This window comes from Nonomuraea sp. PA05, assembly GCF_008086045.1.
Classification (GTDB): domain Bacteria; phylum Actinomycetota; class Actinomycetes; order Streptosporangiales; family Streptosporangiaceae; genus Nonomuraea; species Nonomuraea monospora.
In genome coordinates, this window is the sequence record NZ_VSEY01000034.1 from 124,739 (window position 1) to 148,791 (window position 24,053).

The following is a 24,053-nucleotide window of genomic DNA, read 5'->3' on the forward strand; positions in this document are numbered from 1 at the left end:
AGTCCTTGGTCAGTATGGCGAGAAGATCAGCGTGGCGTTGTGGCCGCCGAAGCCGAACGAGTTGGACATCACCGGCCCCGGCGGCATGGGCCGTACCCGGCTGACGACGTCGACGTCGCAACGCGGGTCCAGGTGGTCGAGGTTGGCGGTCGGCGGAATGGCTCGTTCGTTCATGGACAGGACGGCGGCCACGGCTTCGATGGCGCCCGCGGCGGCGATGGCGTGCCCCGTGACCCCCTTGATCGAGGTGACGGGCACGCGGGCGGGGCCGAACACGTGGGTGATCGCCTGGGCTTCGGCCACGTCGTTGAGCGGCGTACCGGTGCCGTGCGCGTTGACGTGCGCGATCTCGTCCGGTGCGAGGCGGGCGTCGGCGAGTGCGGCGCGCATGCAGCGGGCGGCGCCTTCGCCGTGCGGCGGCGGGGCCGTGAGGTGGTGGGCGTCGGAGGTGGAGGCGTAGCCGGTGAGCTCGGCGTGGATGCGGGCGTCGCGGCGCAGGGCGTGCTCCAGGTTCTCCAGGACGAGGAACGCGGCGCCCTCGGCCAGCACGAAGCCGTCCCTGTCGCGGTCGAAGGGCCGGCTGGCGCGTTCAGGCGCGTCGTTGCGCAGTGACAGCGCCTGGCAGCGGTGGAAGGCGAGCAGCACGGTCGGGGTGACGCAGGCCTCCGCTCCCCCGGCGATGACCAGGTCGGCGGAGCCGTCGCGCAGGAGGCGGGCGGCCTCGCCGATCGCGTGCGAGCCGGAGGCGCAGGCCGTCTCCACGGACAGGCTCGGCCCCTGGATCTGGTGGTGGATGCCGATGGCCGCCGCCGCGGAGTTGTGCATGATCATCGGCACGTGCAGCGGGCCCGGGTTGCCGCGTTCCGGGTGCCGGCCGGTGAGCATGACCGTCTCGTCGGTCATCCTGCCGCCGAACCCGGTGCCGGTGACGACCGCGCGCCGGTGCGGCGGCGTCCTGGGCGGGCCGTCGCCGGCGTCGGCGAGCGCGTCGGTGGCGGCGCAGAGCGCGAGCTGGGCGACCCGGTCGAGCCGGGACGCCTGCTTGGGCGTCAGGTACGCCGAGGTGTCCAGGTCGCTGATCTGGCAGGCGAAGCCGACGCCCAGCCCCTCGGTGCCGAACGAGGTGATCGTCCGGGCGGTGGAGCGGCCGGCCAGCAGCGCGTTCCACAGCTCCTTGGGGTGGGCGCCCGCCGTCGTGCGCACGCCCATCCCGGTCACGGCGACCCGGACGCGGGAATCCCTCACGCGGACTCGCTCAGCAGCAGCCGCGCCTTGGCGTAGACGTCGCCCACCGTCCGGACGTCGGCGAGGGTCTCGCGGGGCAGCGGCCCCCACGTGTCCTCCAGGGCGACGTGCAGTTCGGCCAGGTCCAGGCTGTCGGCCTCCAGGTCCTCGCGCAGCAGCGCGTCCTCGGTGACCCGGCTCGGATCGACCTTGAGAATCTTCGCGCAACGCTCGCGCACCACGGTCACGATGTCGTCGTCGCTCACGTCGGGCTCCTTCCTGCCAGCGCGTCGAAACGCGGCTCGTGTCACCCAGCGTCGCCGATGGGGCGATAGATGATCACTTGTGGCACGTCGTCCGCCGTTAAGGAGTTGATCAAGTTTTGCCGCGAAGCGGTTCGCCCGTGCCGCCGCAGATCATGCTCGCTTCTGTCGTGGGCGCGCCTGCGAGGGATCAGCCGCGCACCGATCACGGCACGTACGAGGAGATGACATGCCCGTTCACCCGCTCATGCCCGTAGCCGCGGCCCTGGCGGCCGTCCTTGCCACCGCGCCCGCCCCCGCGCCCGCCCCCGCGACCGCCTCGGCGACCGTTCGGCAGACGCTGCTCACCTGCCAGGTCGCCACCACCTCCGAACGTCCGATCACGTTCTCCCCGCCGGTCAAGCTGCTGCCGCGCACGGTGACGGCGCAGGCCGGCATCGTGCTGACCGGCTGCGCCTCCGCCTCGCCGTCGGCCGCCCACCTGCGCTCGGGCATCATGAACGTGCACAGCACCGGCCGCGCCTCCTGCGCCGGCGTGCGGGACGTCCGCGGCAAGGGCACCATCACCTGGTACGGGGCCGACGGCAGGCAGACGGGCGTGTCCACCGTGCGGCCGTCCGTGGAGAAGGTGGCCGGTTACAACCCGGGCGACATGCTGCTCGGCGGGCGGGTCACCAAGGGGGCGCTGGCCGGCTCCAGCCTGGCCGGCACCGCCACCCCCACCTCCGACGTGAACGCCTGCGCCACCAAGGGGCTGAGCGCCGTCCACGGCACCGGGAAGATCACCTTCATGACCTGACGTAGGCGCGCTCGATGAAGGGGCGTTCGCAGAAGTGGTAGAAGAGGTAGATGCCGAGCTGGAAGGCCGCCGCGAAGGCGAGGCCTTCCAGGGAGCGTGACCAGACGGCCCAGCCGTAGGCGTGCAGGTTGCCGGCGCCGTACATGGGGTTGCGCAGGTACCTGTAGGGGCCGGCGACCACCAGCTCGCCCGCGTCCTTGAGCGGCCGGCCCGCGAACATGTCGCGGCAGTAGTAGGTGTCCAGGCCGGCGGTGCGGGCCGCCCAGACCTTCGTGAACGTGCCCGCCGCCATGAGCGCCGCCCCGATGACGTACGCCGCCCAGGACGGGATCGCCGCCGGGAGGCTGTCGCCGTAGGCGTAGATGACGACGGCCTGGGCGAAGCCCTGGTTCATGAACAGCAGGCCCAGGGCCACCTCGTACATGGCGTAGGCGCGGTCCTCGCCGAAGCGGGCGATGAGGGCGGTGCGGCCGGGGCCGCCCAGTGTCAGGCTCAGCCCGCCGTAGTACAGCAGCCACACCGCGGTGGCGTAGGCGGTGGCCACGGCCGGGGTCGTCAGCACGGGGGTGAGCAGGTAGTACAGGGCCGCCATCGCGGTGAACAGGAGCAGGCGGGCGGGGCGGTAGCGGGTGCCGCGGTCCAGGCGCAGGCCGGAGATGCCGAGCAGGATGATGGGCAGCCGCCAGGTGGCGGGCCGCGCGGTGGTGATGGTGTGCATGTGCGGGTCTTCCGGTCGCTGGACGGGTGGTGCCGTGTGTCCCGTGGGCCGGGTCAGCAGGGGGCGGCTTGCAGGACGAGCATGTTCTCGGGCACGACGGGGCCGGACGGGCGCGGTCCCGACGCCTGCACCTGGGCGGTCCGGGGCTGAGCAGGGGCGATGACGCTGGGCGCCGCGGCCTCAGCTACGGCTGGGGCGATGGCGCTGCCCGCCGCGGTCTCTTCCGCGGCGGGCGCGGCGCTCGCCGCGAAGCTGGACAAGAAGGTGCTGAACGCCTGGGCCATCGCCCCCACGGGCACGCTGACGCACAGCTTGCCCGTATCACCGCCGGGCGCGGCAGCCGGCGCGGTGAGCGGGTCGGGGGTGTCGGCGGCGGCGGGCGCGGCGAGCAGGACGGTGCAGAGGGCGGCGGCGAGAGCGCGGAGGCGCACGGTGACTCCTTGGTCGAGGCGGCGACGGATCAGGGCGCGGGAGGCGATCTGTCACTCAGCGTCGCCGATGCGGCATTAGGTGATCACTTGTGACGCGACGTACGCCGTCAAGGAATTGATCAAGTTTGCCCCGCACGTGACGATCCATCCGCATCCGCGTGGTCGGCGGCGGCCGGCGCCGTGGGGTGTTTGGCCGGAACGCTTCCGGCCTCTACCGTGGATGATCGTGACAACGGAACGATGGGCGCTGGGCGGCGATCTGAGCGTCGCGCGGATCGGCTACGGCGCGATGAAACTCACCGGCTGGCCGAGGGGCGAGCGTCCCGGCAGGGAGACGGCGCTGGCCGTCCTGCGCAGGGCCGTGGAGCTCGGGGTGAACCACATCGACACCTCGAACTACTACGCCCGTGACGGCGTGGCGGCCAACGAGCTGATCCGGGAGGCGCTGCACCCGTACCCGGACGACCTGGTGATCGTGACCAAGGTGGGGGCGCTGGTCGAGGGCCCCGACATCGCCCTGCCCGCGCCGCGGAAGACCGGCCTGACGCCGGACGGCCTGCGCCGCGGCGTCGAGGCGAACCTGCGCTCGCTCGGCGTGGACCGCCTGGACGTGGTGAACCTGCGGATGGGCGACCTCGACCGCGGCGGGACGCCCCTGGCCGAGCCGCTGGAGACGCTGCTCGCGCTGCGCGAGGAGGGGCTGATCCGGCACCTGGGCGTCTCCAACGTCACGGCCGCCGAGGTCGAGGAGGCCCGCAAGATCGCGCCGATCGCCTGCGTGCAGAACCTCTACAACCTGACGCGCCGCGAGGACGACCCGATCGTGGACGCCTGCGCGGAAGCCGGGATCGCCTACGTCCCGTTCTTCCCTGTCGGCGGCTTCCAGCCGCTCACGGCCGAGCGCCTGGACGCGGTCGCCGCCAGGAACGGCGCGACGGTGCCGCAGGTGGCGCTGGCCTGGCTGCTGGCCCGCTCGCCGAACATCCTGCTCATTCCGGGTACGGGATCGCCGGCCCACCTGGAGGAGAACGTCGCCGCCGGCAGGCTGAGCCTGAGCGTGGAGGATCTGGCCGAGCTGGGATAGCGGACGGCGGCGTCAGGCCCACCAGCTCTCGACCACCTCGACGCCCTCGCTGTCGAGGGCCTGGTGCCACACGGGGTCACGCAGCAGCCGCGCCTCCCACGTCCGCACGATGCCGTCCGGGCCGATGACGGCGTCCTCGCGGGACGGGTGCAGGAACAGCTCGCTGGTGCCCTCGGGCAGGGCGGCGAGGCGGCGCAGGTAGTCGTCCCTGAGCCGTTCGTAACCGCCGAGGTCGCGGGCCGTGCTGCGGTTGGTCGCGATCGTCTGCGGGATGCGCACGCCGAGCGCGTCGGCGTGCGCGACGGCCTGCGCGTGGGCGGCGGCGAGCGGCGGCGGGAGCGGCCCGCCGAAGTACGGCTCGGGGTCGCGGGGCAGCCGGAAGGCCAGGCCGTTGCGGGCGCACCAGGCGAGCGTCCCGGCCAGCCAGGATCGGCCGTGCAGGCCGTACAGGGTGCCGGAGTGCGAGTCGGCGGCCACGGGCGGCAGGCCCTGCGCGCGCATCCAGCGGAGTTGCGCGTCCGCCTCGCGCAGGACGTCCGCCGTCTCGCCGCGCGCGCCGAGCACGAACGGGTCGTCGCTGAGCGTTCCGTCGGGGTCGGCGAGGCCGGCCGCGCCGTCGAGCGGGCGCCAGCGCGGCAGGCCGCGTTCGCTGGTGAGCGTCACGTGCAGGCGGGGCACGACGCCCGCCTGCCGCATGCGGGCCGCGGCCTGCTCCGCCTCCGGCGAGACGCAGATGAGCGTCGTCGCGGAGACGTGTCCCTCGGCGAGCAGCGCGGCGATGACGTCGGTGGTTCCAGGCTCGCGGCCGAGGTCGTCGGCGGTGATGACGACGCGACGGCTCACCGGGGCTGCTCCGTGGCGCTGTCGTCCACAGCGGTCCCGTCCGGCTCGACCGCCTCGGGCGGCGTCTCCACCGGCACCGAGATGAGCCACGCCGCCACCGCGCCGATCGCGGTCAGCACGAACGGGTACGCGCACAGGTACACCCGGAACGCCAGCCCGGGATCGCCCCCGGGGTCGTCCCCCGAGTTGTACCCGAAGAACACCCCGAGCGACGTCAGCGCCAGCCCGGTCACGATCCCGTTGAGCCGCGAGAAGAAGCCGAACGCCGACAGGAAGAGCCCCTCCCTGTGCTCCCCGTTGCGGGTCGCGTCGGCGTCCAGGACCCGCGCCACGATGAGGTCGTTGGTGGCCAGCATCCCCGACCACCCGGCCCCGACGAGCACCCCGGCGGCGATCGCGGTGAGCAGGTCGGTGGCGAAGAACAGGGCGGCGAAGCTGACCGCGAGGGCGGCGAAGGCGATCCGCCAGGCCCACATGGCGCCGCGGCGGGCCACGACGCGCGTCCACACGGCGAGTCCGGCCGCCGAGACGAGGATGACGACGCCCTGGAGGTAGAGCGCGTTCACGACCGGGAGGCCGAGCGAGTAGCGGACGTAGAGCTGGATGCCCGAGAGCACGAGCGCCATGGCGATGCCGTAGCAGGCGCCGGTGAGCCCGACCGTCCAGAACATCGGGTTGCGCACGATGGACCACACGCCGGGCAGCAGCCGGGACCGTTCGCGCGTCGAGTAGCGCGGCCGCTCGCGCGCGCTGAGCGCCATGAACGCGATCACGACCACGGCCACCACCCCGTAGATGATCGCGGTGGTCTGGAAGCCCTCGGTGGACTCCTCGGTGCCGAACACGCTCGTCGTGAGCAGCGGGGTGACGGCGAGCGAGATCACCAGCGCCACGAGCTGGAAGCCCTGCCGCAGGCTGTTGGCGACGGCGCGGTCGCGCTCGCGCGGGTACAGCTCGGGCAGCAGCGCGCCGTAGTTCGCGTTGAGCATCGAGTCGAAAGCCTCGCACAGGATCGCGAACACCGCGAACCACACGACCAGGCCCATGCCCTCCAGCGAGGACGGCGCCGAGAAGAAGGCGATCATGCAGGCGGCGAGCATCGGCGCGCCGACGAGCAGCCACGGCCGCCGCCGGCCGAACCGGGTGCGGGTGCGGTCGGACAGGTGGCCGAGCAGCGGGTTGTCGAGGGCGTCGATGACCGCGTAGATCACCATCACGGCGCCGTAGGCGCGGACGTCGAGGCCGAGGATGTCGACGTAGTAGAGGATCATCGATCCCTTGATCATGTTGATCGGGATCGAGGTGCCGAACATGCCGATGGCGTAGCGCCACGCGGGAGTCCGCCCCGGGTCGGAGACCGTAGCAGGCTGGGACACGCGATCACCTTCCTTGCGGGGGGCGGCGATGCCGTACGGGGGCGGGCATCGCCGCGAGCCCTCACGGTACGGGTTTACCCCCATTCAGGTGATCGTCCGGCGGCGGCCTCTCGTTCCACCCGATCGGCGGCGCCCGGCTTCCCGCCGGGCGCCGCCGGTCTGGTCACCGCGTCAGACGCGCTTCCACAGGGCGGCCACGTTCGGCGGCTCCCAGCCGGTGAGCGCCGTGTGCGCCTGGATACACGAGTAGGTCACGCCGTTGTACGTCACCTTGTCCCCCACGCGGTAGGCCGTGCCCGCGCGCCAGGTGCCGCCCGGCTGGGTGGCGGTCGGCGTGGGGGTGGGCGTCGGCTTCGGGGTGGTGGTCGGGGTGGCGGTCGGGGACGGGGTCGGGGTCGACGGGTTGCCGCCGCCGAAGTCCACGTCGGAGCAGGTGTAGAAGGCCTCGTTGCTGCCGACCACCCGCTGCCAGATCGAGTAGAGGACGTGCCGGCCGGTGCGCTGCGGCAGGTTGATGGTCCAGTTGGTGAACGTCGTCGGGTTCTGGCCGTTGAACGTCTTGATGTGCACCAGGTCGGACCACTTGAGGGGCATGGTCGGGTTCCAGCCCGCGCGGGTGATGTAGAACTCGAAGTTGCTGTTCGCGTGCGGGGCGGTGGCGTGGTAGGTGAGCGTGAAGTTGCCGGGGCTCACCTTGGTCGCGGGCCAGTCGGCGCGCTGCAGGTCGAGGCCGCGGTACTTCTCGCGGCCCGCGCTGCAGAGCTTGCCGTCGGGGATGAGCTGGCGGTGCCGTCCGCCCGCTTCCAGCAGGGAGACCTCGTTCCAGTCGTAGTAGGCCTGGGTGCCGCCGGCGGCGACGGCGGCCTTGCACGCGGCGGACTTCGGCGCCTCCGGGCCCTCGTTCTTGCAGACGTAGACCCGGCTGGGCGGGTTGGACATGGTGCCGTGGGCGTTGGCCGCGGACGCCGGCAGCAGGGCCAGCACTCCGGAGGCGGCCATCGCGGCGGCGATGGTGCTCTTGCGCATGCGTACTCCTGGGGGGTGGGGGGATCAGCAGGAGAGGTTGCCGCCCGGGCTCACGCCGAGGATCTGGGTGAAGCGCTGGTAGGCGTTGATGCGGCTCTGCACCTGGGCGGGGTTCCCACCGCCGCACTCGATGCCGCCGTTGATGCTGCGGATCGTCTCGCCGAAGCCGCGGCTGTTGACCATGGCGTTGTGCGCGGTCATGGTGCCCGGCCCGTTCTGGGTCATCCAGTACCAGAGCGCGGTCTTCCAAGCGACCGCGGACTCCCGCTCCACCCGCCACGGGTCGGCCAGCAGGTTGATGCCGAGGGCGTCACCGGCCGCCTTGTAGTTGAAGTTCCAGCTCAGCTGGATCGGGCCGCGGCCGTAGTAGGCGGCCTGCCCGGCGGGGCAGCCGTAGGGCTGGCCGGAGTCGCAGTAGTGCGGGTAGTTGGCGGTGTTCTGCTCGACGATGTGGACGAGGCCGCCCGTCTCGTGGTTGACGTTGGCCAGGAAGGCGGCGGCCTCCTGCTTCCTGACGGTGTCGCTGCCGGTGCCGGCGAACGCCGGGTAGGCGGACATGGCGGCGGTCAGGCCGCTGTAGCTGTAGAACGCGTTGCGTCCAGGGAACATCTGGTTGAACTGCGCCTCGCTCACCACGAACCCGCCCTGGCCGGGCGGATCGGTCGGGGTGGTGCCGCCGCAGGTGTACGGGTCCCAGTACCAGTGCGAGATCACCGGGTCGTAGCCGGGGTTCTCGTGGACGGCGACATAGTGGTTGCCGTCGGTGTAGCGGACGATGCTGCCCGCCGCGTACCACTGCCCGGCCACCCAGTTCGGGTGGTCGCAGGACGGGGCGGGCGTGCCGCCTCCGCAGGCGCCTTGATCGGCCCAGACGCCGGCGGTGCCGGGCGTCTCGTTCTGCGTCCACCATTTGGCCGACCAGTTATGGCCGTTGTAAGAGATCACGGCGCCGCCCTGGTAGGCGGTGGAGGCGTTCCATGCCGTCGCGCAGGCTGCCGCTGAGGCCGACGACACGGGGAGGATGACTGAGATCGTGCCCGCCGCGAGCAGCGCGGCGGCCAGCGACGTCAGGCTTCGTCGCACCCGACACTCCCTTCGCTGTCTAACCCTTAGGAAAGTTTCCTATGAGTAGAGGCGATGGTGGCATGATCCGGTCCGGCGCGACAAGGTTTTCAGTCAAGTCCCATGTCAGGCGGGGTGCGCCGGCCTCGGTGTCCCGCTCCTGCGCACAAATTCCGCTCGTCCATGCGTCCACGCCCCGCTCCGCGACGAACAGTCCAGAGCACCGACCAAGGGGGACCGCATGATCGAGCACCACAGACCGGGGGGCCGCGCGGCCCAGAGGGCCATCGCCGCGGGGGGCGGGCTGGTCTCAGGCATGGCCCTGATCGCCGCCGTCTCGACCGGCCCCGGGTACGCCGCCGCCTCGGCGAACCCGGACCAGTTGAACAGCACCATGTGCGACTACGCGGGAGGCGACACCGCCGGGCTCGGCCTGACCGCCGAGCAGACCGGCAACGCCGAGGTCATCGTCGAGGCCGCCGCCGACCTCGACCTGCCGCGCCGGGCGGCGGAGATCGCGCTGGCCACCGCGTTCCAGGAAAGCCGCTTCGACAACGGCGCCGTCTCGGCGAGCGGCAGGTCCTTCGGCCTGTTCCAGCAGACACCCGCCGCCGGCTGGGGGACGCGCGAGCAGGTCACCACCCCGAGCCGCGCCGCCCGTTCGTTCTACCAGCGGCTCGTGCGCGTGCCCAGGTGGCAGAGCATGCCGCTGACGAAGGCCGCCGCGCTCGTGCAGCGGCCCCGGACCGATCTTCGGGGCAGGTACGCCAAGCACGAGACGCTCGCCAAGCAGCTCGTCGCCGCGTTATGGGACGAGCGTGACCTGGATGATCTCGACCTGACGGACAGGGAGAAGGCCCGCATCCAAGAGCGGCTCAAGACCGCCGCCGGTCTTGGGCTCTCCCGGGAGAAGGTCGTCTCCGCGCTGGCCGGCGACCTGCGGGAAGAGGACGACGCCGAGGACTCCGAGACGATTCTTGATCAGGACGAGGACTCCGACACGGCGCGCGACGAGGCCGAGGACATCGTCGGCGACATCGCGGCGGGGTTGTGCGACGAACGCGACGACGACGAACGCGACGATGCACGCGACGACGACGTACGCGACGACGACATGCGCAGTGGCACGATGCGCGACGACAACATGCGCAGTGGCAACATGCGTGACGGCGACATGCGCGGCGGCAGCGGAACCCCGCTCACCGCCACCGGCGCCGGCGGCAACACAGCCGTCAGCGCCGCCCTGACCCAGCGCGGCATCCCCTACTCCTGGGGCGGCGGCGGCCCGGCCGGCCCCAGCTACGGCATCGGCCGCGGCGCGGACATCAAGGGCTTCGACTGCAGCGGCCTCACCGAGTACGCCTGGAGCAAGGCCGGCGTCCGCATCGGCGGCACCACCTACGAGCAGGTCAACAAGGGCCGCAAGGTGGCGCGTTCCGAGGTGCGGCCGGGCGACCTGGTCTTCTACGACACCGACCCCACCCGCCCTGGCCCGGACCACGTCGGGCTGGCCATCAACAACACGCAGATGGTGAACGCCCCCAGCACCGGCGCGGTCGTCCGGGTGGACTCCATCGACCGGCGGAGCTACCTGACCGCGGTGCGCCCGTCCCGCTGACGCCGGTCGTCAGCGAACCCGTACGGGCAGGCTGTGCACCCCCCGGATGAGGGTGCTGGCGCGCCACTGCAGGCTGGGCGAGCCCAGCTCGATCGTGGCGAAACGGCCGAGCAGCTTCCCGATGGCGATCTGCGCCTCCAGCCTGGCCAGCGGCGCGCCCACGCAGTAGTGGATGCCGTGACCGAAGGCCAGGTGGCCGCCGCCCGGCCGGCTGACGTCCAGCCGGTCGGGGTCGGGGAACCGGTCCGGGTCGCGGTTCGCGGCCAGCAGCGAGATGAAGACGAACTCGTTCGCGGGGATCTCGACGTCGCCGACCCGGATCGGCTCGGTGGTGAAACGCAGGGTCGCGATGTTGATCGGCCCGTCGAAGCGCAGGAACTCCTCCACCGCGCCCGGCAGCAGGGCGGGGTCGGCCCGCAGCGCGGCCTGCTGGGCGGGGTCGCCGATCAGGGCGAGCACGCTGTTGGCGATCAGGTTGACCGTGGTCTCGTGGCCCGCCACGAGCAGCAGGAACGCCATGGACACGACCTCGTCCCGCGACAGCCGGTCGCCCTCGTCGGAGATGTGCACCAGCTCCGACAGCAGGTCCTCGCCGGGTTCGGCGCGCTTGGCGGCGACGAGGCGGGTCAGGTAGGCCAGCATCCACGTGTGGGCCTCGCGCATCTCCTCGGGCGACGAGGCCGCCACGAAGGGGCCGGTCCAGGTCCTGAACTCGTCGTGGTCGGAGGCCGGGATGCCGAGCAGCTCGCAGATGACGGCGATCGGCAGGGGGAAGGCGAACGACTCCATCAGGTCGGTCTCGCCCGCCTCGGCCATGGCGTCGAGCAGGCCGTCGGTGATCTGCTCGATGCGCGGGCGCAACCGGGACACCGTCCTGGCCGTGAACGCCTTGTTGACGAGCTTGCGCAGGCGCGTGTGGTCCGGCGGGTCGGAGTTGAGCATGTGGGCCGACAGCGAGGAGGCGTACGGGCCCGCGGTGCCCGGCGGGAACAGCTCGACCGCCCTGGCGCTGTCCTTGGCCAGCCTGGGGTCGTTGAGCAGTTCCCTGGCCTCCGCGTACCTGGTGACCAGCCACACCCGGAGCCGCCGGTGCGCGAGCGCGGGCCGCACCGGCCCCGTCTCACGCACGCGCCGGTAGGCCGGGTGCGGGTCCTGGAAGAAGGCCCGGTCGAGGTTCACTGCCGGGTACGTCTCGCCGTTCTGCAACGTGCACCTCTCCGCCTCGCGTGTCTGCTGAGGTCAGGATGGCAGAGCCGCGTGTACGGGCCGCATACCCGGCGTTGCCTGCTCAGCGTGGGAGTTCGTCCGTCCACCCGGTGGTGACCGAGATGTAGGAGTTGCTCATCGCCGACCCCCCTTCGGACGTCAACAGGACGTTGGCGCGCACCACCCGGGCGGCGTCCGGATCGACGACCATCTTGATCGTCAGCTTCCCGGCGAACGGAATCCGCAGCTCCTGCCCACCCTCGACCGGCCCGGCGTTCTCCACCCCCGGCGTGCCGGCGAGCGCCTCGAACGCGGCCGAACGCACCCGCGCGGGCGCCGGCAGCTCCGTGATCAGGGTGATCAGCGGGGAGACGAGCGCGCCCTCCCGGTCGGCGGGCATCATGGCGTGGTCGTGTCTCGGCAGTTCGGCCAGGCGCCGCTTCAGCTCCTCCGGTTCGGACGGGAGCGCTTCGAGGTCCGCGAAGCCGATCTCGGCGCCCATCAGCCTGAACGGCGCCGGGTCCTCGACGACGGCCCCTGGAGTGGCGTACGGCTCGTTCCTGGTCCAGCGGCGGCCGTCGCGGCCGGTCCAGCTCTCCTGCGCCTCCGGACCGTCCACGCTCTGCCAGGTGCGGGTGATGTGCCAGTAGGCGCCCGTCCCCGAGGGGATGCGTTCGGCGCTGGCGGCAGCCATCAGCAGGACGTCCCGGCCAGAGGCCGGTGCGGCGGCGGGCGGGAGCGCGCCGGTGAGGATCACGGCGACGGCCGCCGCGGCGGCTACGGCCATGCCCAGCGTGGGCAGAAGCCAGCCACGGCCCCGGCGAACGCGGCCCCGGCGGGTGTGGTCCGGGCGGGTGTGGTCCGGGCGGGTCTGGTCCGGGCGGGTCTGGTCCGGGCGGGTCTGGTCCGGGCGGGTCTGGTCCGGGCGGGTCTGGTCCGGGCGGGTCTGGTCCGGGCGGGTCTGGTCCGGGCGAGCGCGGCCCCAGCGGGCGTGACCTGGGCGGGCGTCGCCCTGGGCGATCCAGGCCTGGAGGCGTTCCCGGCTGCGGTCGATCGCCTCGGTCGACGGGGCGGGCTTGGCCAGCAGGGTCGCGACGGCGTCCAGGTCATCCACGGGTGTGCTCCTTCTCGACAAGGGCGATGATCTTGCTTCGGGCGCGGCTGAGCCGGGAGCCCACGGTGCCGGCGGCGATGCCGAGCGCCTGGGCCACTTCGTCGTAGCTGAGCTGGCCCAGCGCCACGAGCAGCAGCACGTCGCGCTCGCCGCCGGACAGCGCGGCCAGCGCCTTGGCCAGGTGCGGCTGCATGCGCTCGGCGGCGACGGAGGTGACGACCCGGTCCTCGTGGCCCTCCACGGCGGGCTCGGGCCCCAGCTTCGCGAGCGCCCTGTAGTGGCGGATCTCCTTGCGGCGGTGCCGGGCGATCAGGTTGGTGGCGATGCCGAACAGCCAGGGCCGCAGGTCGCCGCGTTCCGGGTCGTACCGGTCGCGGCGGTCGAAGGCCAGCAGGAACGTCTCGGCGGCGAGGTCCTCGGCGATCTGCGTGTCCAGGCGACCGGCGACGTAGAGGTAGATGTCGCGGTAGTAGCGGTCGTGGACGGCGGTGAACAGGGCAGGGTCGCGCCGAAACCGCGCGGCCAGTTCCGCGTCGGCCAGCTCATGGTCGGTCGCCTGTTCGCTCACTTCGGTACTCACGTTCTTGTCTCCGGCATGGAGGTCAAGCCTTCCGGTCAGGTTCGGCGGTCACGATCACCCATCCTTCGCCGCAACCCGGAATCGTCTTCCCCCGCGCGTGTGCGGGCCGCTGTTCACTTCTGCGCCCAACCGAGCAGTCGTTTGCACTAAGTGCAGGTGCGGCCCGACTCACCGAGGCCCTACTGTCTAGGGGTGACCTCCACGTCCCCGGACCTCCGCACCACCGTCGCCGCGGACAAGACCGAGCGCTGGCACCGCCTGCGCCAGGCCGCCCTGACCCTGTTCGAGGAGCGCGGATTCGCCGCCGTGTCGATCGACGACATCGCGGCGGCGGCCGGGGTGTCGCGGCGCACGTTCTTCAACCACTTCGAGACGAAGGCGGGTGCGCTGTTCGACCCGGCTCCCGGGGAGGCGGCGCAGGTCGCGGAGCTGCTCGCCCGGGAGGTCGGCGCCGACCCGTGGGTGGCCCTGACCAGGGCGCTCAGGGCGTACCTGGCGGTGGAGTTCCGCACGGTGTCCGCGCGGCGGCGCATCCTGGCGGGCCAGCCCGAGCTGAACCGTTTCCTCCTGCTGGCCAACATGTACTTCGAGGAGTCCGTCCTGGCCTGGCTCGGCGGTCGCGGCATCACCGGGCTGCGCGCCCGGGCGATGAGCAGCATGGCGCTGGCCTGCGTACGGGAGGCCTTCACCGCGTGGGACGCCGAGAGCGGCCAGGCGCGCCTGTTCGAGCTGTTGGACCAGCTGTTCGCGCTGGCCGCGGCGGGCACGGCGGCCATCAGGCCGACGGGAGCCGCCGACAGAGCCACGAACAGGACCACGAGCAGGACCGCGAGCAGGACCGCGGACAGGGCGACAGACAGAGCCACGAACAGGGCCACGCCGAAGGCGAGCCAGACCAGGAGCCGGATCCTCCTGACCGCCGAGCGGCTGTTCGCCGAACACGGGGTGTTCGCGGTCTCCAACCGCCAGATCAGCGAGGCCGCGGGCCAGGGCAACAACGCCGCGGTCGGCTACCACTTCGGCACCAAGTCCGACCTGCTGCGCGCGATCGTCGACGACCACACCGCGCGGCTGGAGCGGATCAGGGAACGGCTGCTGCGATCCAGGGGCGACAGCACGGAGCTGCGCGACTGGGTCGCCTGCGTCGTGCTGCCGTTCACCGACCACCTGAGCAGCCTGGGAACCCAGAGCTGGTACGCCAGGCTCGCCGCGCAGATCATGACGGAACCGCGGCTGCGCGAGCTGGTGGCGGGGGGTTCGCACGACGCGCCCGGCTTCCACACGGTCGTCGCCGGCCTGCACCGCTGCCTGCCCGGCCTCCCGCCGGAGCTGCGCCGCCGGCGCGACGACATGGCCCGCACGCTGCTCGTGCACACCTGCGCCCATCGCGAGCGCACGCTGCCGGCGGACGCGGACGCGGCCAGGGCTGCGTGGGAAGCCACGGCCGCCGAGCTGATGGACGCCGTCGAGGGCCTGTACCTCGCCCCCGCATCCAGCCATTGAACCAATCATTTGACTTAATTTTCCGACTCCGGTTAGCTTTTCTCAGACGGGGCGATCATCATCCGCCGCTGCACCACGTGCCTGCCGCCCCGTCCGTTCGGCTGTGCGATCTCCCGCGCCATGTCCCCCCGGGTGCGGCTGTGACGCAGCGGCGCCACAACCGGAAGGGCATCCATGGACCAGTCTGCGAAGCCGCCCGCGCCTCTCACCGTCGCGGAGCCGGGCTTCGACCCGGACGCGCTGCGCGCCAGGTACCGCCACGAACGCGACCGCCGGCTGCGGCCCGACGGCAACGCCCAGTACCAGGGCGCCCGCGGCGAGTTCGGCTACTACGCGGCCGACCCGTACACGCCGCGCACCGAGCGGGAGCCGGTCCGCGACCGGGTCGAGGCGCTGGTGGTCGGCGGCGGCTTCGGCGGACTGCTCACCGGGGCCAAGCTGCGCGAGGCCGGCGTGGACGGCATCAGGATGCTTGACGAGGCCGGCGACTTCGGCGGCACCTGGTACTGGAACCGCTACCCGGGCATCCACTGCGACATCGAGTCGTCCGTCTATCTGCCGCTGCTCGAAGAGGTCGGCTACCTGCCCACCATGCGGTACGCGCCCGGCGAGGAGATCCGCCAGCACGCCGTCGCGATCGCCAAGCTCTACGACCTGTACCGCGACACGATGTTCCACACCCGCGTCACGGAGCTGCGCTGGGACGACGACGCGGACGAATGGCAGGTGCGCACCGACCGCGGCGACGACTTCCGGGCCCGCTACGTCGTGATGTCCGCCGGCACCCTGGCCCAGCCGAAGCTGCCCGGCATCCCGGGCATCGAGACGTTCAAGGGGCACACGTTCCACACCAGCCGCTGGGACTACGGCTACACCGGCGGCTCGGCGGAGGGCGGCCTGCACAAGCTCGGCGGCAAGCGGGTCGCGGTCGTGGGCACCGGCGCCACCGGCATCCAGGTCATCCCGCACCTGGCGCGCGACTCCCAGCACCTGTACGTCTTCCAGCGCACCCCCTCCTCGGTGGACGTCCGCGACAACCGCCCCACCGACCCGGCCTGGACCGCCTCCCTCAAGCCCGGCTGGCAGCGGGAGCGGATGGACAACTTCCTCACCGTCGTCACCGGCGGGCACGCCGAACAGGACCTGATCGACGACGGCTGGACCAGCACCGCGCGCCTCCAGCGCAACCTGCTGGCGGGCACCGTCGACACCGATCTGTCGCCCGAGGAACGCGCGTACCTCGACGAGATCGCCGACTTCCAGAAGATGAACGAGATCCGCGCCCGCGTGGACGAGGTCGTCACCGACCCGGCCACCGCGGAGCTGCTCAAGCCCTGGTACCGCTACATGTGCAAGCGCCCCACCTTCAGCGACCACTACCTGCAGACGTTCAACCGGCCCAACGTCACGCTGGTGGACACCGCCGACCACGGCGGCATCACCGCGATGACCGAGTCGGCGGTCGTGGTCGGCGACCAGGAGTACGAGGTCGACTGCGTCATCTTCGCCACCGGCTTCGAGGTCGGCCGGTCGGGCATCGTCTCCGGCACGCTGCCGGTGTTCGGCCGGGGCGGCGCGCCGCTGCTCGGCACCTGGCGGCAGGGCCCGCGCACGCTGCACGGCTTCTACAGCAACGGCTTCCCGAACCTGTTCCACCTGGGGTCGCTGCAGAACGCCGCCGCGGTCAACTTCGTGCACATCCTGCTGGAGCAGGCCGTGCACATCGGCGCTGTCGTAGCCGAGGCGCGCCGCCGTGGCGTCATCACCGTCGAGCCGACCAAGGACGCCGAGGAGGCGTGGATCGCCACGATCCGGGAGCTGGCGCCGGACAACAGCCGTTTCCAGGCCGAGTGCACGCCCGGCTACTACAACAACGAGGGCAAGCCCCGCCCGGTCAGCTTCGCCTTCGGGCCGGGCCCTGTCGCCTTCCACGACCTGCTGCGCCGCTGGCGGGCCGAGGGCGGCGTGGACGAGGTGCTGGCGGGCGGCCGATGACCGATCAGCCAAGGAGCGCGCGACCGGTGACCGGCCGGCCGGGGAGCGCGCGGCAGGGGAAGCGCCGTAAGGTCGAGGCTCTCGTCCGGGCGCGCCCGCTGTGGGGCTCGAACGGCATGGCCTTCGGTCCGGACGGCCGCCTGTACGTGGCCCAGTTCCTGGCCGGGCAGATCAGCGCCGTGGACGTGGCGACCGGCGACGTCGAGGTGGTCGTGTCACCGGACGGCCCGCTTCAGTCCCCCGATGACCTGGCCTTCGACAGCGACGGCGCGATGTACGTGACCGACCTGGTCCCCGGCCGGGTGTGGCGGCGTGACCCGGCCGGGCACTTCACGCTCGTCACCGACGAGGTGACCGCGCCGAACGGCATCGCCTGCGTCGGCACCCGCGTGTTCGTCAACGAGATGATCCCGGGCGGACGCCTGCTGGAGCTCGGCGACGACCCCGCGGTGCTCGCCTCGGGCCTGGCCATGGGCAACGCCATGCAGCTCGGCCCCGACGGACGGCTCTACTACCCGCACATGCTCACCGGCGAGGTGTTCCGCGTCCCGCTCGACGGCGGCGAGCCCGAGCTGGTGGCCGCGGACGTGCCCGACCCGGTCGCCGTACGCTTCGACCGCGAGGGCGTGCTGCTGGTCCTGTCGCGGGGCGAGTCCGGATTCGTCACGCGGCTCGACCTGGCCGGCACCGGCGACAGGTCCGCGATCGTCAGTGAGCTGAACGCCCTGGACAACGCCGCCTTCGACGCCGACAACCGGATGTTCGTCTCCAGTTACGCCCATGGCGGGGTCGCCGAGCTGGCGGGCGACGGGCGTACCCGCCAGATCGTGCCCCGCGACCTCGGCGGCCCGTTCGGAGTGACCGTCGATCTGGGCGGCGGCGTCCACGTGGCCGACCACTACCGCCTGGCCCAGCCCGCGAAACAGCCCACAGAACAGTCCGCTGGACAGCCCGCAGAACAGTTCGCGGGGCAGCCCGCGGGGCAGCCCGCCGACCGTCCCGACGAGGACGTCACCACCACCGAGCTGGTGAACTTCGTGCACGGCGTCGCCGCCGACGGCGACCTGCTCCACACCACCTCCCAGTACGGGCAGGTCCGCACCTACGACCGCGTCTCCGGCACGACGCGCACCAGAGCGAACGGCCTGGACCGCCCGCTGGGCATCGCCGTGCGCGCCGACGGCACCCTGCTGGTCGCCGAGTCGGGCGCGGGCCGCGTCGTCGCCATCGACCACGACGACCAGGTCAGCGTGGTGGCCGACGGCCTCGGCAGCCCGGCAGGGGTGGCCGTGGACGGTGGGCGCTGCTACGTCACCGACGAGCGGCTGTCGGCGATGTACCGGATCGGGGACGGCGGGCCCGAGCTGCTCGCCGGCGGGCTCGGCGCCCCTCAGGGGATCACCGTCCACGACGGCGTCGTGTACGTTGTCGAGACCGCCCACCGCCGCCTGCTCGCCATCGACCCCGCCACCGGCGACGTCACGGTCGAAGCCGACTCGCTGCCGGTCGCGAGCCCGACGCCCGATCCCCGGCCCGGCCTGTTCGTCGTGCCCGGTCTGCCCGGGATGCCGCGCCCGTTCGCCGGGATCGCCGCCACGCCGGACGGCGCCCTGGTGCTGTCCGCGAACGGCGACGGCAGCGTCCTACGCCTCAAGACGCCATGAGCGCCGCACACCAGCGGCGTCCCGCATCACAAGACAACGGGAGCGCCGCACACCAGCGGCGTCCCGCGCCACAAGACAACGGGAGCGCCGCCCATCGGCAGGTGCTCAAGGCGCTCAGCGGGCTGCTCCTCGCGCTGTTCGTCTCGACTCTGGCCAGCACCGTCGTCTCCACCGCGCTGCCGCGCATGCTCGGTGACCTGCACGGCTCCCCCACCCAATACACCTGGGTGGTGACCGCCACCCTGCTGGCCGCCACCGTCGCCACCCCGATCTTCGGCAAGCTCGCCGACCTGTTCTCCAAGCGGGCCCTGATCCAGATCGCCGTGGTGATCTTCGTCGCGGGCTCGATCGCCTCCGGTCTCTCCCAGGACGCCGGACAGCTCATCGCCGCCCGCGCCCTGCAAGGGGTCGGCGTCGGCGCGTTGCAGACCCTGGTCAACATCGCGATCGCCGCGCTGGTCTCGCCCCGCGAACGCGGCCGGTACGCCGGTTACCTGTCCAGCGTCACCTCGATCTCCACCATCGGCGGCCCGCTGCTGGGCGGCTTCATCGTGGACACCTCGTGGCTGGGCTGGCGGTGGTGCTTCTTCGTCGGCATCCCCGTCGCGATCGCGGCGCTGATCATCCTGCAGCTCACCCTGAGGCTGCCGGTCTACCGCCGTGACAACGTGAGGATCGACTACTGGGGCGCCACGTTCATCACCGCGGGCGTCAGCCTCCTGCTGATCTGGATCTCGTTCGTCGACGACGCCTTCGCCTGGGCCTCCTGGCAGACGGCCGCCATGGTCGGCGGCTCCGTCCTGCTGCTGGGCGTCGCGCTCCGGATCGAGTCGCGGGTCGCGGAGCCGATCGTGCCGCTGCGCATCATCCGGCAGCGCGCCACCGCCCTGGCGATCCTCGGCAGCCTCGCCGCCGGCACCGCCATGTACGGCGCGACGGTCTTCCTCACCCAGTACTTCCAGGTCAGCCGCGGCCACACGCCCACCGAGGCGGGGCTGCTCACCATCCCGATGATGGCGGGCATCCTGGTCTCCTCGATCGTCGGCGGGCGGCTGGTGTCCCGCAGCGGGAGGCTCAAGCCGTTCCTCATCACCGGATCCGTGTCGCTCACCGCCGGGTTCGTGGTGCTCGGCCTGATCGACCAGCACACGTCCATGGTGCTCATCGCCGCCGCGATGGTGCTCGTCGGCGCGGGCGTCGGGCTGACCCTGCAGAACTTCGTGCTCGTCGTGCAGAACGCCGTCTCGCTGACCGACATCGGCGCCGCCAGCGCCACCGTCGTGTTCTTCCGTTCGCTCGGCGGCACCGTCGGCGTCGCCGTGCTCGGCGCGGTCCTGGCCCGCCAGGTCGGCGCGGGCACGGCCGCGGGCGTGCCCGCTGCCGCCGCCTACGGTTCCGCCACCGGGCACGTCTTTCTCATCTCGGCCGCCGTCGCCGTGGTGGGTGTCGTCGCCGCGCTGCTCCTCAAGCCGATCACCCTGCGGACGAAGGCGGCGGAGGGCGGGCCGCCGGCCCAGGGGGAGAAAACCCGGCGCGGCTCCGAACCAACGGCCGTGTGACGGCATCCAAGAAGATCACAGAACCTCGAAGGGACTGATGTGATCACTGGGCCGCGCACGACACAGGACGCCCTCGCCGCCGCGTGCCTGTCCTCAGCATGGTGAGCCGCAAACGAGCGTCACGCTCGGGGAGGCAGCGCGACGCGAGCCGCAAGCGGGCCGCACGCTCCGAGCAGCCGCCTGACGCGAACCGCAAACGCGCCGCACGCTCCGAGCAGCCGCCTGACGCGAACCGCAAACGCGCCGCACGCTCCGGGCAGCAGCCTGACGCGAGCCGCAAACGCGCCGGGCAGCAAGCCGACGTGAGCCGCAAGCGGGCCGCACGCTCCGGGCAGGAGCTTGACGTGAGCCGCCTGCCCGAAGACATCGTGGCGCTCATCGACGCCCTCGAACCCGGCGAGAGCCTGGTCCTCACACGCGACGGCGCGTCGATCGCGACGATCTCCAGCACCGTGGACGTGATCCAGGGCGCCGTGGTCGACCGCGACGCGCCGGAGGAGCAAGCCGACGAGCAGCCACCGATCGACCTCGACGGCGTGACGGTCGTGGCCACGGCGATGGAGCTGTCGGCCGCGGCCCGGGTCGCGCTGTCGGACCAGCTCGGCCCGGACTACGTGGTGCTCGACATGCACGCGGCCCCCAAGACGGCCGACGTGCTGCTGGTGCCGCCGGCGAGCCCGCAGCTCATCGGCAGGCTGCGGCTGATGTTCCCGGAGGCCCGCGTCATCGTCGCCGAGATCGAGGACCACGAGCTCGGGGTCCGGTATGAGGGCCCGGTCGGGCGGCTGCTCAACGCCGGCGTCGACGGGTACATGCCGCCGGCGGCCCTCCCCCAGGTGGCCAGGCAGCTCGACTTCACGCTACGGCAGGGACGCGAGCTCGCCGGCGGAACGGCGGTGCCCCTGCAGATCACACCGCCGGACCCCGGCGACGCATAAAACAGCCCGCGCGAACGATCGCACGGTCCGGCCCGCGGTGGGTACGCGGGCGCCTGGCCCGGCCCGCTGCAGGGGCGTGGGCCGCTTCCTCGTGCTCACCCGAGGTGGCGCGCCGTGCCCTTCCCATGCCACACTCACTGTTATAGAACTCTCTACAGAGTTATAGAACGAGGTGAGCGCAGAGATGACCCAGACACGGCATGCGCCCGTTCAGCCGTCCGAAACGATGGGCGAACCCACGGCACGGGGCCGCTTCGGCGAGTACGGCGGCCGGTACGCGCCGGAATCCCTGGTGGAGGCGTGCCGCGAGGTGGACGAGGCGTTCCGCGAGGCGTGGGCGGATCCCGGCTTCCGCGGCGAGCTGGCGGAGCTGCTCGCCCTGCACGCCGGGCGGCCCACCCCCCTCACCCCGGCCCGCAGGCTGTCGCGGGAGCTGGGCGTGCGGCTGTACCTCAAGCGCGAGGACCTCACCCACACCGGCTCCCACAAGATCAACAACGTGCTGGGCCAGGCCCTGCTCGCCACCCGGATGGGCCGCCGCCGGCTGATCGCCGAGACGGGGGCGGGCCAGCACGGGGTGGCCACCGCCACCGCCGCCGCGCTGCTCGGCCTGGAGGCCACCGTCTTCATGGGCGAACGCGACATCGAGCGGCAGGAGCTGAACGTCTTCCGCATGCGCATGCTGGGCGCCGAGGTGATCCCGGTGACCACGGGCAGCCGCACGCTCAAGGACGCCACCAGCCAGGCCATGCGGCACTGGGTCGGCGCGACCGGCGACTCCCACTACTGCATCGGCTCGGTCGTCGGGCCGGACCCGTACCCGTGGATGGTCAGGGAGTTCCAGCGGGTCATCGGCGAGGAGGCCCGCGCGCAGTGCGCCGCCGAGCTGGCGGCAGGCGTCCCCGGGTACGTGGTGGCGTGCGTCGGCGGCGGCTCCAACGCGGCCGGCACGTTCGCCGGTTTCGCCGACACGACGGCGCGTTTCGTCGGCGTCGAGGCGGACGGCGGCGCGGGCGCGGCCCGCGGCAGTCTCGGCGTCCTGCACGGCTGCCGCTCCCTGTTCTTGCAGGACGGCGACGGCCAGATCGTCGAGGCGCACTCCATCGCCGCCGGGCTCGACTACCCGGGCGTCGGCCCCGAGCACGCCCACCTGCGCGACCTGGGCCGGGCCCGGTACGACACGGTGACCGACGACGAGGCGGTCGGCGCGGCGGTGCGGCTGGCGCGCACCGAGGGCATCGTCCCGGCGCTCGAATCGGCGCACGCCCTCGCCTGGGTGATCCGCGCGGCGGGCGACGGCGGCCTGCCCGCCGGGGCGACGGTCCTGATGACGCTGTCCGGCCGGGGCGACAAGGACATCTCTACCCTGAAGGAGCTGCTGTGACGGACCAGACTCTGGCCGCCGGCCCGGTCGAACGCCACCTGCGTGCCCGCCGGGACGCGGGACGCGGCCTGCTCATGCCGTACGTCACCGGCGGGATCACGCCCGGCTGGACGCGGTACCTGGAGGCGTTCGCCGCGGCCGGCGGCGACGCGATCGAGGTCGGCCTGCCGTTCTCCGACCCCACGCTCGACGGCGTCACCATCCAGCAGGCGAGCGAGGCGGCGCTGGCGCGCGGCGCGAGCACCCGCCGGATCCTCGCCGACCTGGCCGAGGTCCGCGACCTGGGCGTGCCGCTGGTCGCCAGCACCTACTACAACCTGGTGCTGCACGACGGGCCCGAGGCGTTCTGCGCCGCGCTGCGCGAGGCCGGCGTCACCGGCCTCATCGTGCCCGACCTGCCGGTGCACGAGGCGGACGAGCTGACGGACGTGGCCGCCGCCGCCGGGGTGGACCTGGCCCTGCTGGCGTCACCGGCGACGCCGGAGCCGAGGCTGGCGGAGATCGCGCGCCGCAGCCGCGGGTTCGTCTACGCGGTGTCGGTGATGGGCACCACCGGTGAGCGGGCCGCCCTGGCGGCCGGAGCGACGGAGCTGACCACGCGCCTCAGACGCGCCACCGACCGGCCGGTCTTGCTAGGATTTGGCATCTCCACCCCTGACCAGGCGCGGGAGGCCCGCCGGCACGCCGACGGCGTGGTGGTCGGCGCCGCCGTCATGCGGCGGGTGCTCGACGGGGCGGGGCCGGACGATCTGCGAGCCTTCCTCGCGACCCTGCGCCGAGCCCTCGACCAGGAGTGACGCACCACGAAGACCCAGGAGTGACGCACCACGATGACCCCCGACGCCGGGCACGAGGCGAGATACCGCGCCATCGCCGCCGACCTCGCCGCGAAGATCCGGTCGGGACACTACGCCCCTGGCGAGGCCCTGCCCCCGCAACGGGAGCTGAGCACCGCCTACGGGGTGACCCTCATGACGTTGCGCCAGGCGCTGCGGGAGCTGAGCGACGAGCGGCTGATCGTGCAGCAGCCCGGCAAGGGCACGTTCGTCGCCCCGCCGCACCTGGCGTACCAGCTCGACTCGCTTCGCAGCCTGGTCGACGACCTGCGTAAGCAGGGCCACGACGTGCGCACCTCGGTGGCCGGGCGGGCGATGCGGCGGGCCCCGGCCCGGATCGCCGCCGAGCTGCGGCTGCGTCCCGGCGACACCGCACTGCGGCTGGAGCGGGTGCGCGAGTTCGCGGGGCGTCCGGCCGTGCACCAGGTGTCGTGGGTGCGGCGGCCGGTGGCCGACCGGATCCGCGACCGCGACTTCGCCGCCGTCTCCCTCTACACCGCGCTCGCCGACGCCGGGGTGGCGGTCGCCAGGGCGTCCGAGGTGGTGCGGCCCGGCCTGCTCGACGCCGCCGCTGCCCGCCACCTCGACGAGCCGCAGGGCAGCCCGGTGCTCGTCAGCAACCGGATCACCTACACGCTCGACGCCACCCCGGTGGTGTCCGACCACGCCACGATCCTCGGCAGCATGATGGAGATCCGCACCGAACGCGCCGCCACCGGGCTGTCGCTCACCTGGGGCGCCACCAGCTGAAGGGCGTGGCTCGCGGATGCGTGGCGCGTGGCCGAGCCGCCTGCCGCCCGCCGGCCCGGGCCTGACCGTCCACGGCCTGA

22 protein-coding genes are annotated in these 24,053 nt (G+C 72.5%); 11 read left to right on the forward strand and 11 right to left on the reverse strand.

Features of this window, described 5'->3' with window-relative positions; translation table 11 throughout:
- Positions 1-9 precede the first annotated feature (9 nt).
- Both FXF51_RS41930 and FXF51_RS41935 read right to left on the reverse strand, forming a co-directional pair.
- A complete protein-coding gene (locus tag FXF51_RS41930) occupies positions 10-1,245 on the reverse strand; it encodes a beta-ketoacyl-[acyl-carrier-protein] synthase family protein (protein ID WP_262380177.1) in 1,236 nt (411 codons plus the stop codon).
- The gene (locus FXF51_RS41935; protein ID WP_262380178.1) at positions 1,242-1,490 is read right to left on the reverse strand and encodes an acyl carrier protein; all 249 of its coding nucleotides are present in this window, start codon (positions 1,488-1,490) and stop codon (positions 1,242-1,244) included. The genes FXF51_RS41930 and FXF51_RS41935 overlap by 4 nt, the downstream gene beginning before the upstream one ends.
- 226 nt (positions 1,491-1,716) lie before the next feature.
- On the opposite strand from FXF51_RS41935, the gene FXF51_RS41940 reads away from it, so the two are divergent.
- Positions 1,717-2,286 carry a hypothetical protein gene (locus FXF51_RS41940; RefSeq protein WP_148440337.1) on the forward strand — a complete coding sequence of 190 codons (570 nt, stop codon included), beginning with the start codon at positions 1,717-1,719 and terminating at the stop codon, positions 2,284-2,286.
- Here FXF51_RS41940 and FXF51_RS41945 read toward each other — a convergent pair.
- Together FXF51_RS41945 and FXF51_RS41950 are read right to left on the reverse strand one after the other, a co-directional pair.
- Positions 2,276-3,004: a PEMT/PEM2 family methyltransferase gene (locus FXF51_RS41945; RefSeq protein WP_148440338.1), complete on the reverse strand. Its 729-nt coding sequence runs from the start codon at positions 3,002-3,004 to the stop codon at positions 2,276-2,278. The genes FXF51_RS41940 and FXF51_RS41945 overlap by 11 nt on opposite strands.
- A 53-nt stretch (positions 3,005-3,057) precedes the next feature.
- Positions 3,058-3,435 carry a hypothetical protein gene (locus FXF51_RS41950; protein ID WP_148440339.1) on the reverse strand — a complete coding sequence of 126 codons (378 nt, stop codon included), beginning with the start codon at positions 3,433-3,435 and terminating at the stop codon, positions 3,058-3,060.
- A gap of 220 nt (positions 3,436-3,655) precedes the next feature.
- Here FXF51_RS41950 and FXF51_RS41955 point away from each other — a divergent pair, with 220 nt between their 5' ends.
- Positions 3,656-4,519, forward strand: a complete 864-nt coding sequence (locus tag FXF51_RS41955; RefSeq protein WP_316247664.1) for an oxidoreductase — start codon at positions 3,656-3,658, stop codon at positions 4,517-4,519.
- A gap of 12 nt (positions 4,520-4,531) precedes the next feature.
- Here FXF51_RS41955 and FXF51_RS41960 read toward each other — a convergent pair whose 3' ends face one another.
- From FXF51_RS41960 to FXF51_RS41975, 4 genes are all read right to left on the reverse strand, one after another.
- On the reverse strand, positions 4,532-5,362 hold the full coding sequence (locus tag FXF51_RS41960) for a carbohydrate deacetylase (protein ID WP_187414872.1): 831 nt from the start codon (positions 5,360-5,362) through the stop codon (positions 4,532-4,534).
- On the reverse strand, positions 5,359-6,738 hold the full coding sequence (locus tag FXF51_RS41965) for an MFS transporter (RefSeq protein WP_262380179.1): 1,380 nt from the start codon (positions 6,736-6,738) through the stop codon (positions 5,359-5,361). Before FXF51_RS41965 ends, FXF51_RS41960 begins: the two co-directional genes overlap by 4 nt.
- Before the next feature lie 171 nt (positions 6,739-6,909).
- On the reverse strand, positions 6,910-7,764 hold the full coding sequence (locus FXF51_RS41970; protein ID WP_148440342.1) for a lytic polysaccharide monooxygenase: 855 nt from the start codon (positions 7,762-7,764) through the stop codon (positions 6,910-6,912).
- 24 nt (positions 7,765-7,788) lie between these two features.
- A complete protein-coding gene (locus tag FXF51_RS41975) occupies positions 7,789-8,847 on the reverse strand; it encodes a glycoside hydrolase family 19 protein (RefSeq protein WP_187414873.1) in 1,059 nt (352 codons plus the stop codon).
- Positions 8,848-9,067: 220 nt separating this feature from the next.
- Here FXF51_RS41975 and FXF51_RS41980 point away from each other — a divergent pair, with 220 nt between their 5' ends.
- Positions 9,068-10,444, forward strand: coding sequence for an NlpC/P60 family protein (locus FXF51_RS41980; protein ID WP_148440343.1), 1,377 nt, complete (start codon positions 9,068-9,070; stop codon positions 10,442-10,444).
- 9 nt (positions 10,445-10,453) lie between these two features.
- Here the strand turns inward: FXF51_RS41980 and FXF51_RS41985 are convergent, their stop codons facing one another.
- From FXF51_RS41985 to FXF51_RS42000, 3 genes are all read right to left on the reverse strand, one after another.
- Positions 10,454-11,650, reverse strand: a complete 1,197-nt coding sequence (locus FXF51_RS41985; RefSeq protein ID WP_222871699.1) for a cytochrome P450 family protein — start codon at positions 11,648-11,650, stop codon at positions 10,454-10,456.
- Positions 11,651-11,732: 82 nt separating this feature from the next.
- Entirely contained in the window at positions 11,733-12,764 is a 1,032-nt protein-coding gene (locus tag FXF51_RS41990; protein WP_187414879.1) for a hypothetical protein, read from the reverse strand.
- Positions 12,757-13,344: an RNA polymerase sigma factor gene (locus FXF51_RS42000; protein ID WP_262380180.1), complete on the reverse strand. Its 588-nt coding sequence runs from the start codon at positions 13,342-13,344 to the stop codon at positions 12,757-12,759. The genes FXF51_RS41990 and FXF51_RS42000 overlap by 8 nt, the downstream gene beginning before the upstream one ends.
- Positions 13,345-13,536: 192 nt before the next feature.
- Here FXF51_RS42000 and FXF51_RS63100 point away from each other — a divergent pair, with 192 nt between their 5' ends.
- From FXF51_RS63100 to FXF51_RS42040, 8 genes are all read left to right on the forward strand, one after another.
- Positions 13,537-14,847 (forward strand): TetR family transcriptional regulator, encoded by a 1,311-nt coding sequence (locus FXF51_RS63100; RefSeq protein ID WP_187414874.1) that lies wholly within the window; start codon positions 13,537-13,539, stop codon positions 14,845-14,847.
- Positions 14,848-15,021: 174 nt separating this feature from the next.
- Positions 15,022-16,842: a flavin-containing monooxygenase gene (locus FXF51_RS42010; RefSeq protein ID WP_148440345.1), complete on the forward strand. Its 1,821-nt coding sequence runs from the start codon at positions 15,022-15,024 to the stop codon at positions 16,840-16,842.
- Between the two features lie 26 nt (positions 16,843-16,868).
- Complete coding sequence (locus FXF51_RS42015; RefSeq protein WP_222871700.1) at positions 16,869-18,506, forward strand: SMP-30/gluconolactonase/LRE family protein; 1,638 nt, start codon at positions 16,869-16,871, stop codon at positions 18,504-18,506.
- 101 nt (positions 18,507-18,607) lie between these two features.
- A complete protein-coding gene (locus FXF51_RS42020; RefSeq protein WP_262380181.1) occupies positions 18,608-20,065 on the forward strand; it encodes an MDR family MFS transporter in 1,458 nt (485 codons plus the stop codon).
- A 344-nt stretch (positions 20,066-20,409) separates the two neighbouring features.
- A complete protein-coding gene (locus FXF51_RS42025; protein WP_262380182.1) occupies positions 20,410-21,003 on the forward strand; it encodes a hypothetical protein in 594 nt (197 codons plus the stop codon).
- A 226-nt stretch (positions 21,004-21,229) separates the two neighbouring features.
- Positions 21,230-22,387, forward strand: coding sequence for a tryptophan synthase subunit beta (trpB, locus tag FXF51_RS42030; RefSeq protein WP_148440349.1), 1,158 nt, complete (start codon positions 21,230-21,232; stop codon positions 22,385-22,387).
- Positions 22,384-23,184, forward strand: a complete 801-nt coding sequence (trpA, locus tag FXF51_RS42035) for a tryptophan synthase subunit alpha (RefSeq protein WP_148440350.1) — start codon at positions 22,384-22,386, stop codon at positions 23,182-23,184. The genes trpB and trpA overlap by 4 nt, the downstream gene beginning before the upstream one ends.
- A 33-nt stretch (positions 23,185-23,217) precedes the next feature.
- Positions 23,218-23,973 (forward strand): GntR family transcriptional regulator, encoded by a 756-nt coding sequence (locus tag FXF51_RS42040; protein WP_148440351.1) that lies wholly within the window; start codon positions 23,218-23,220, stop codon positions 23,971-23,973.
- Positions 23,974-24,053: the final 80 nt, after the last annotated feature.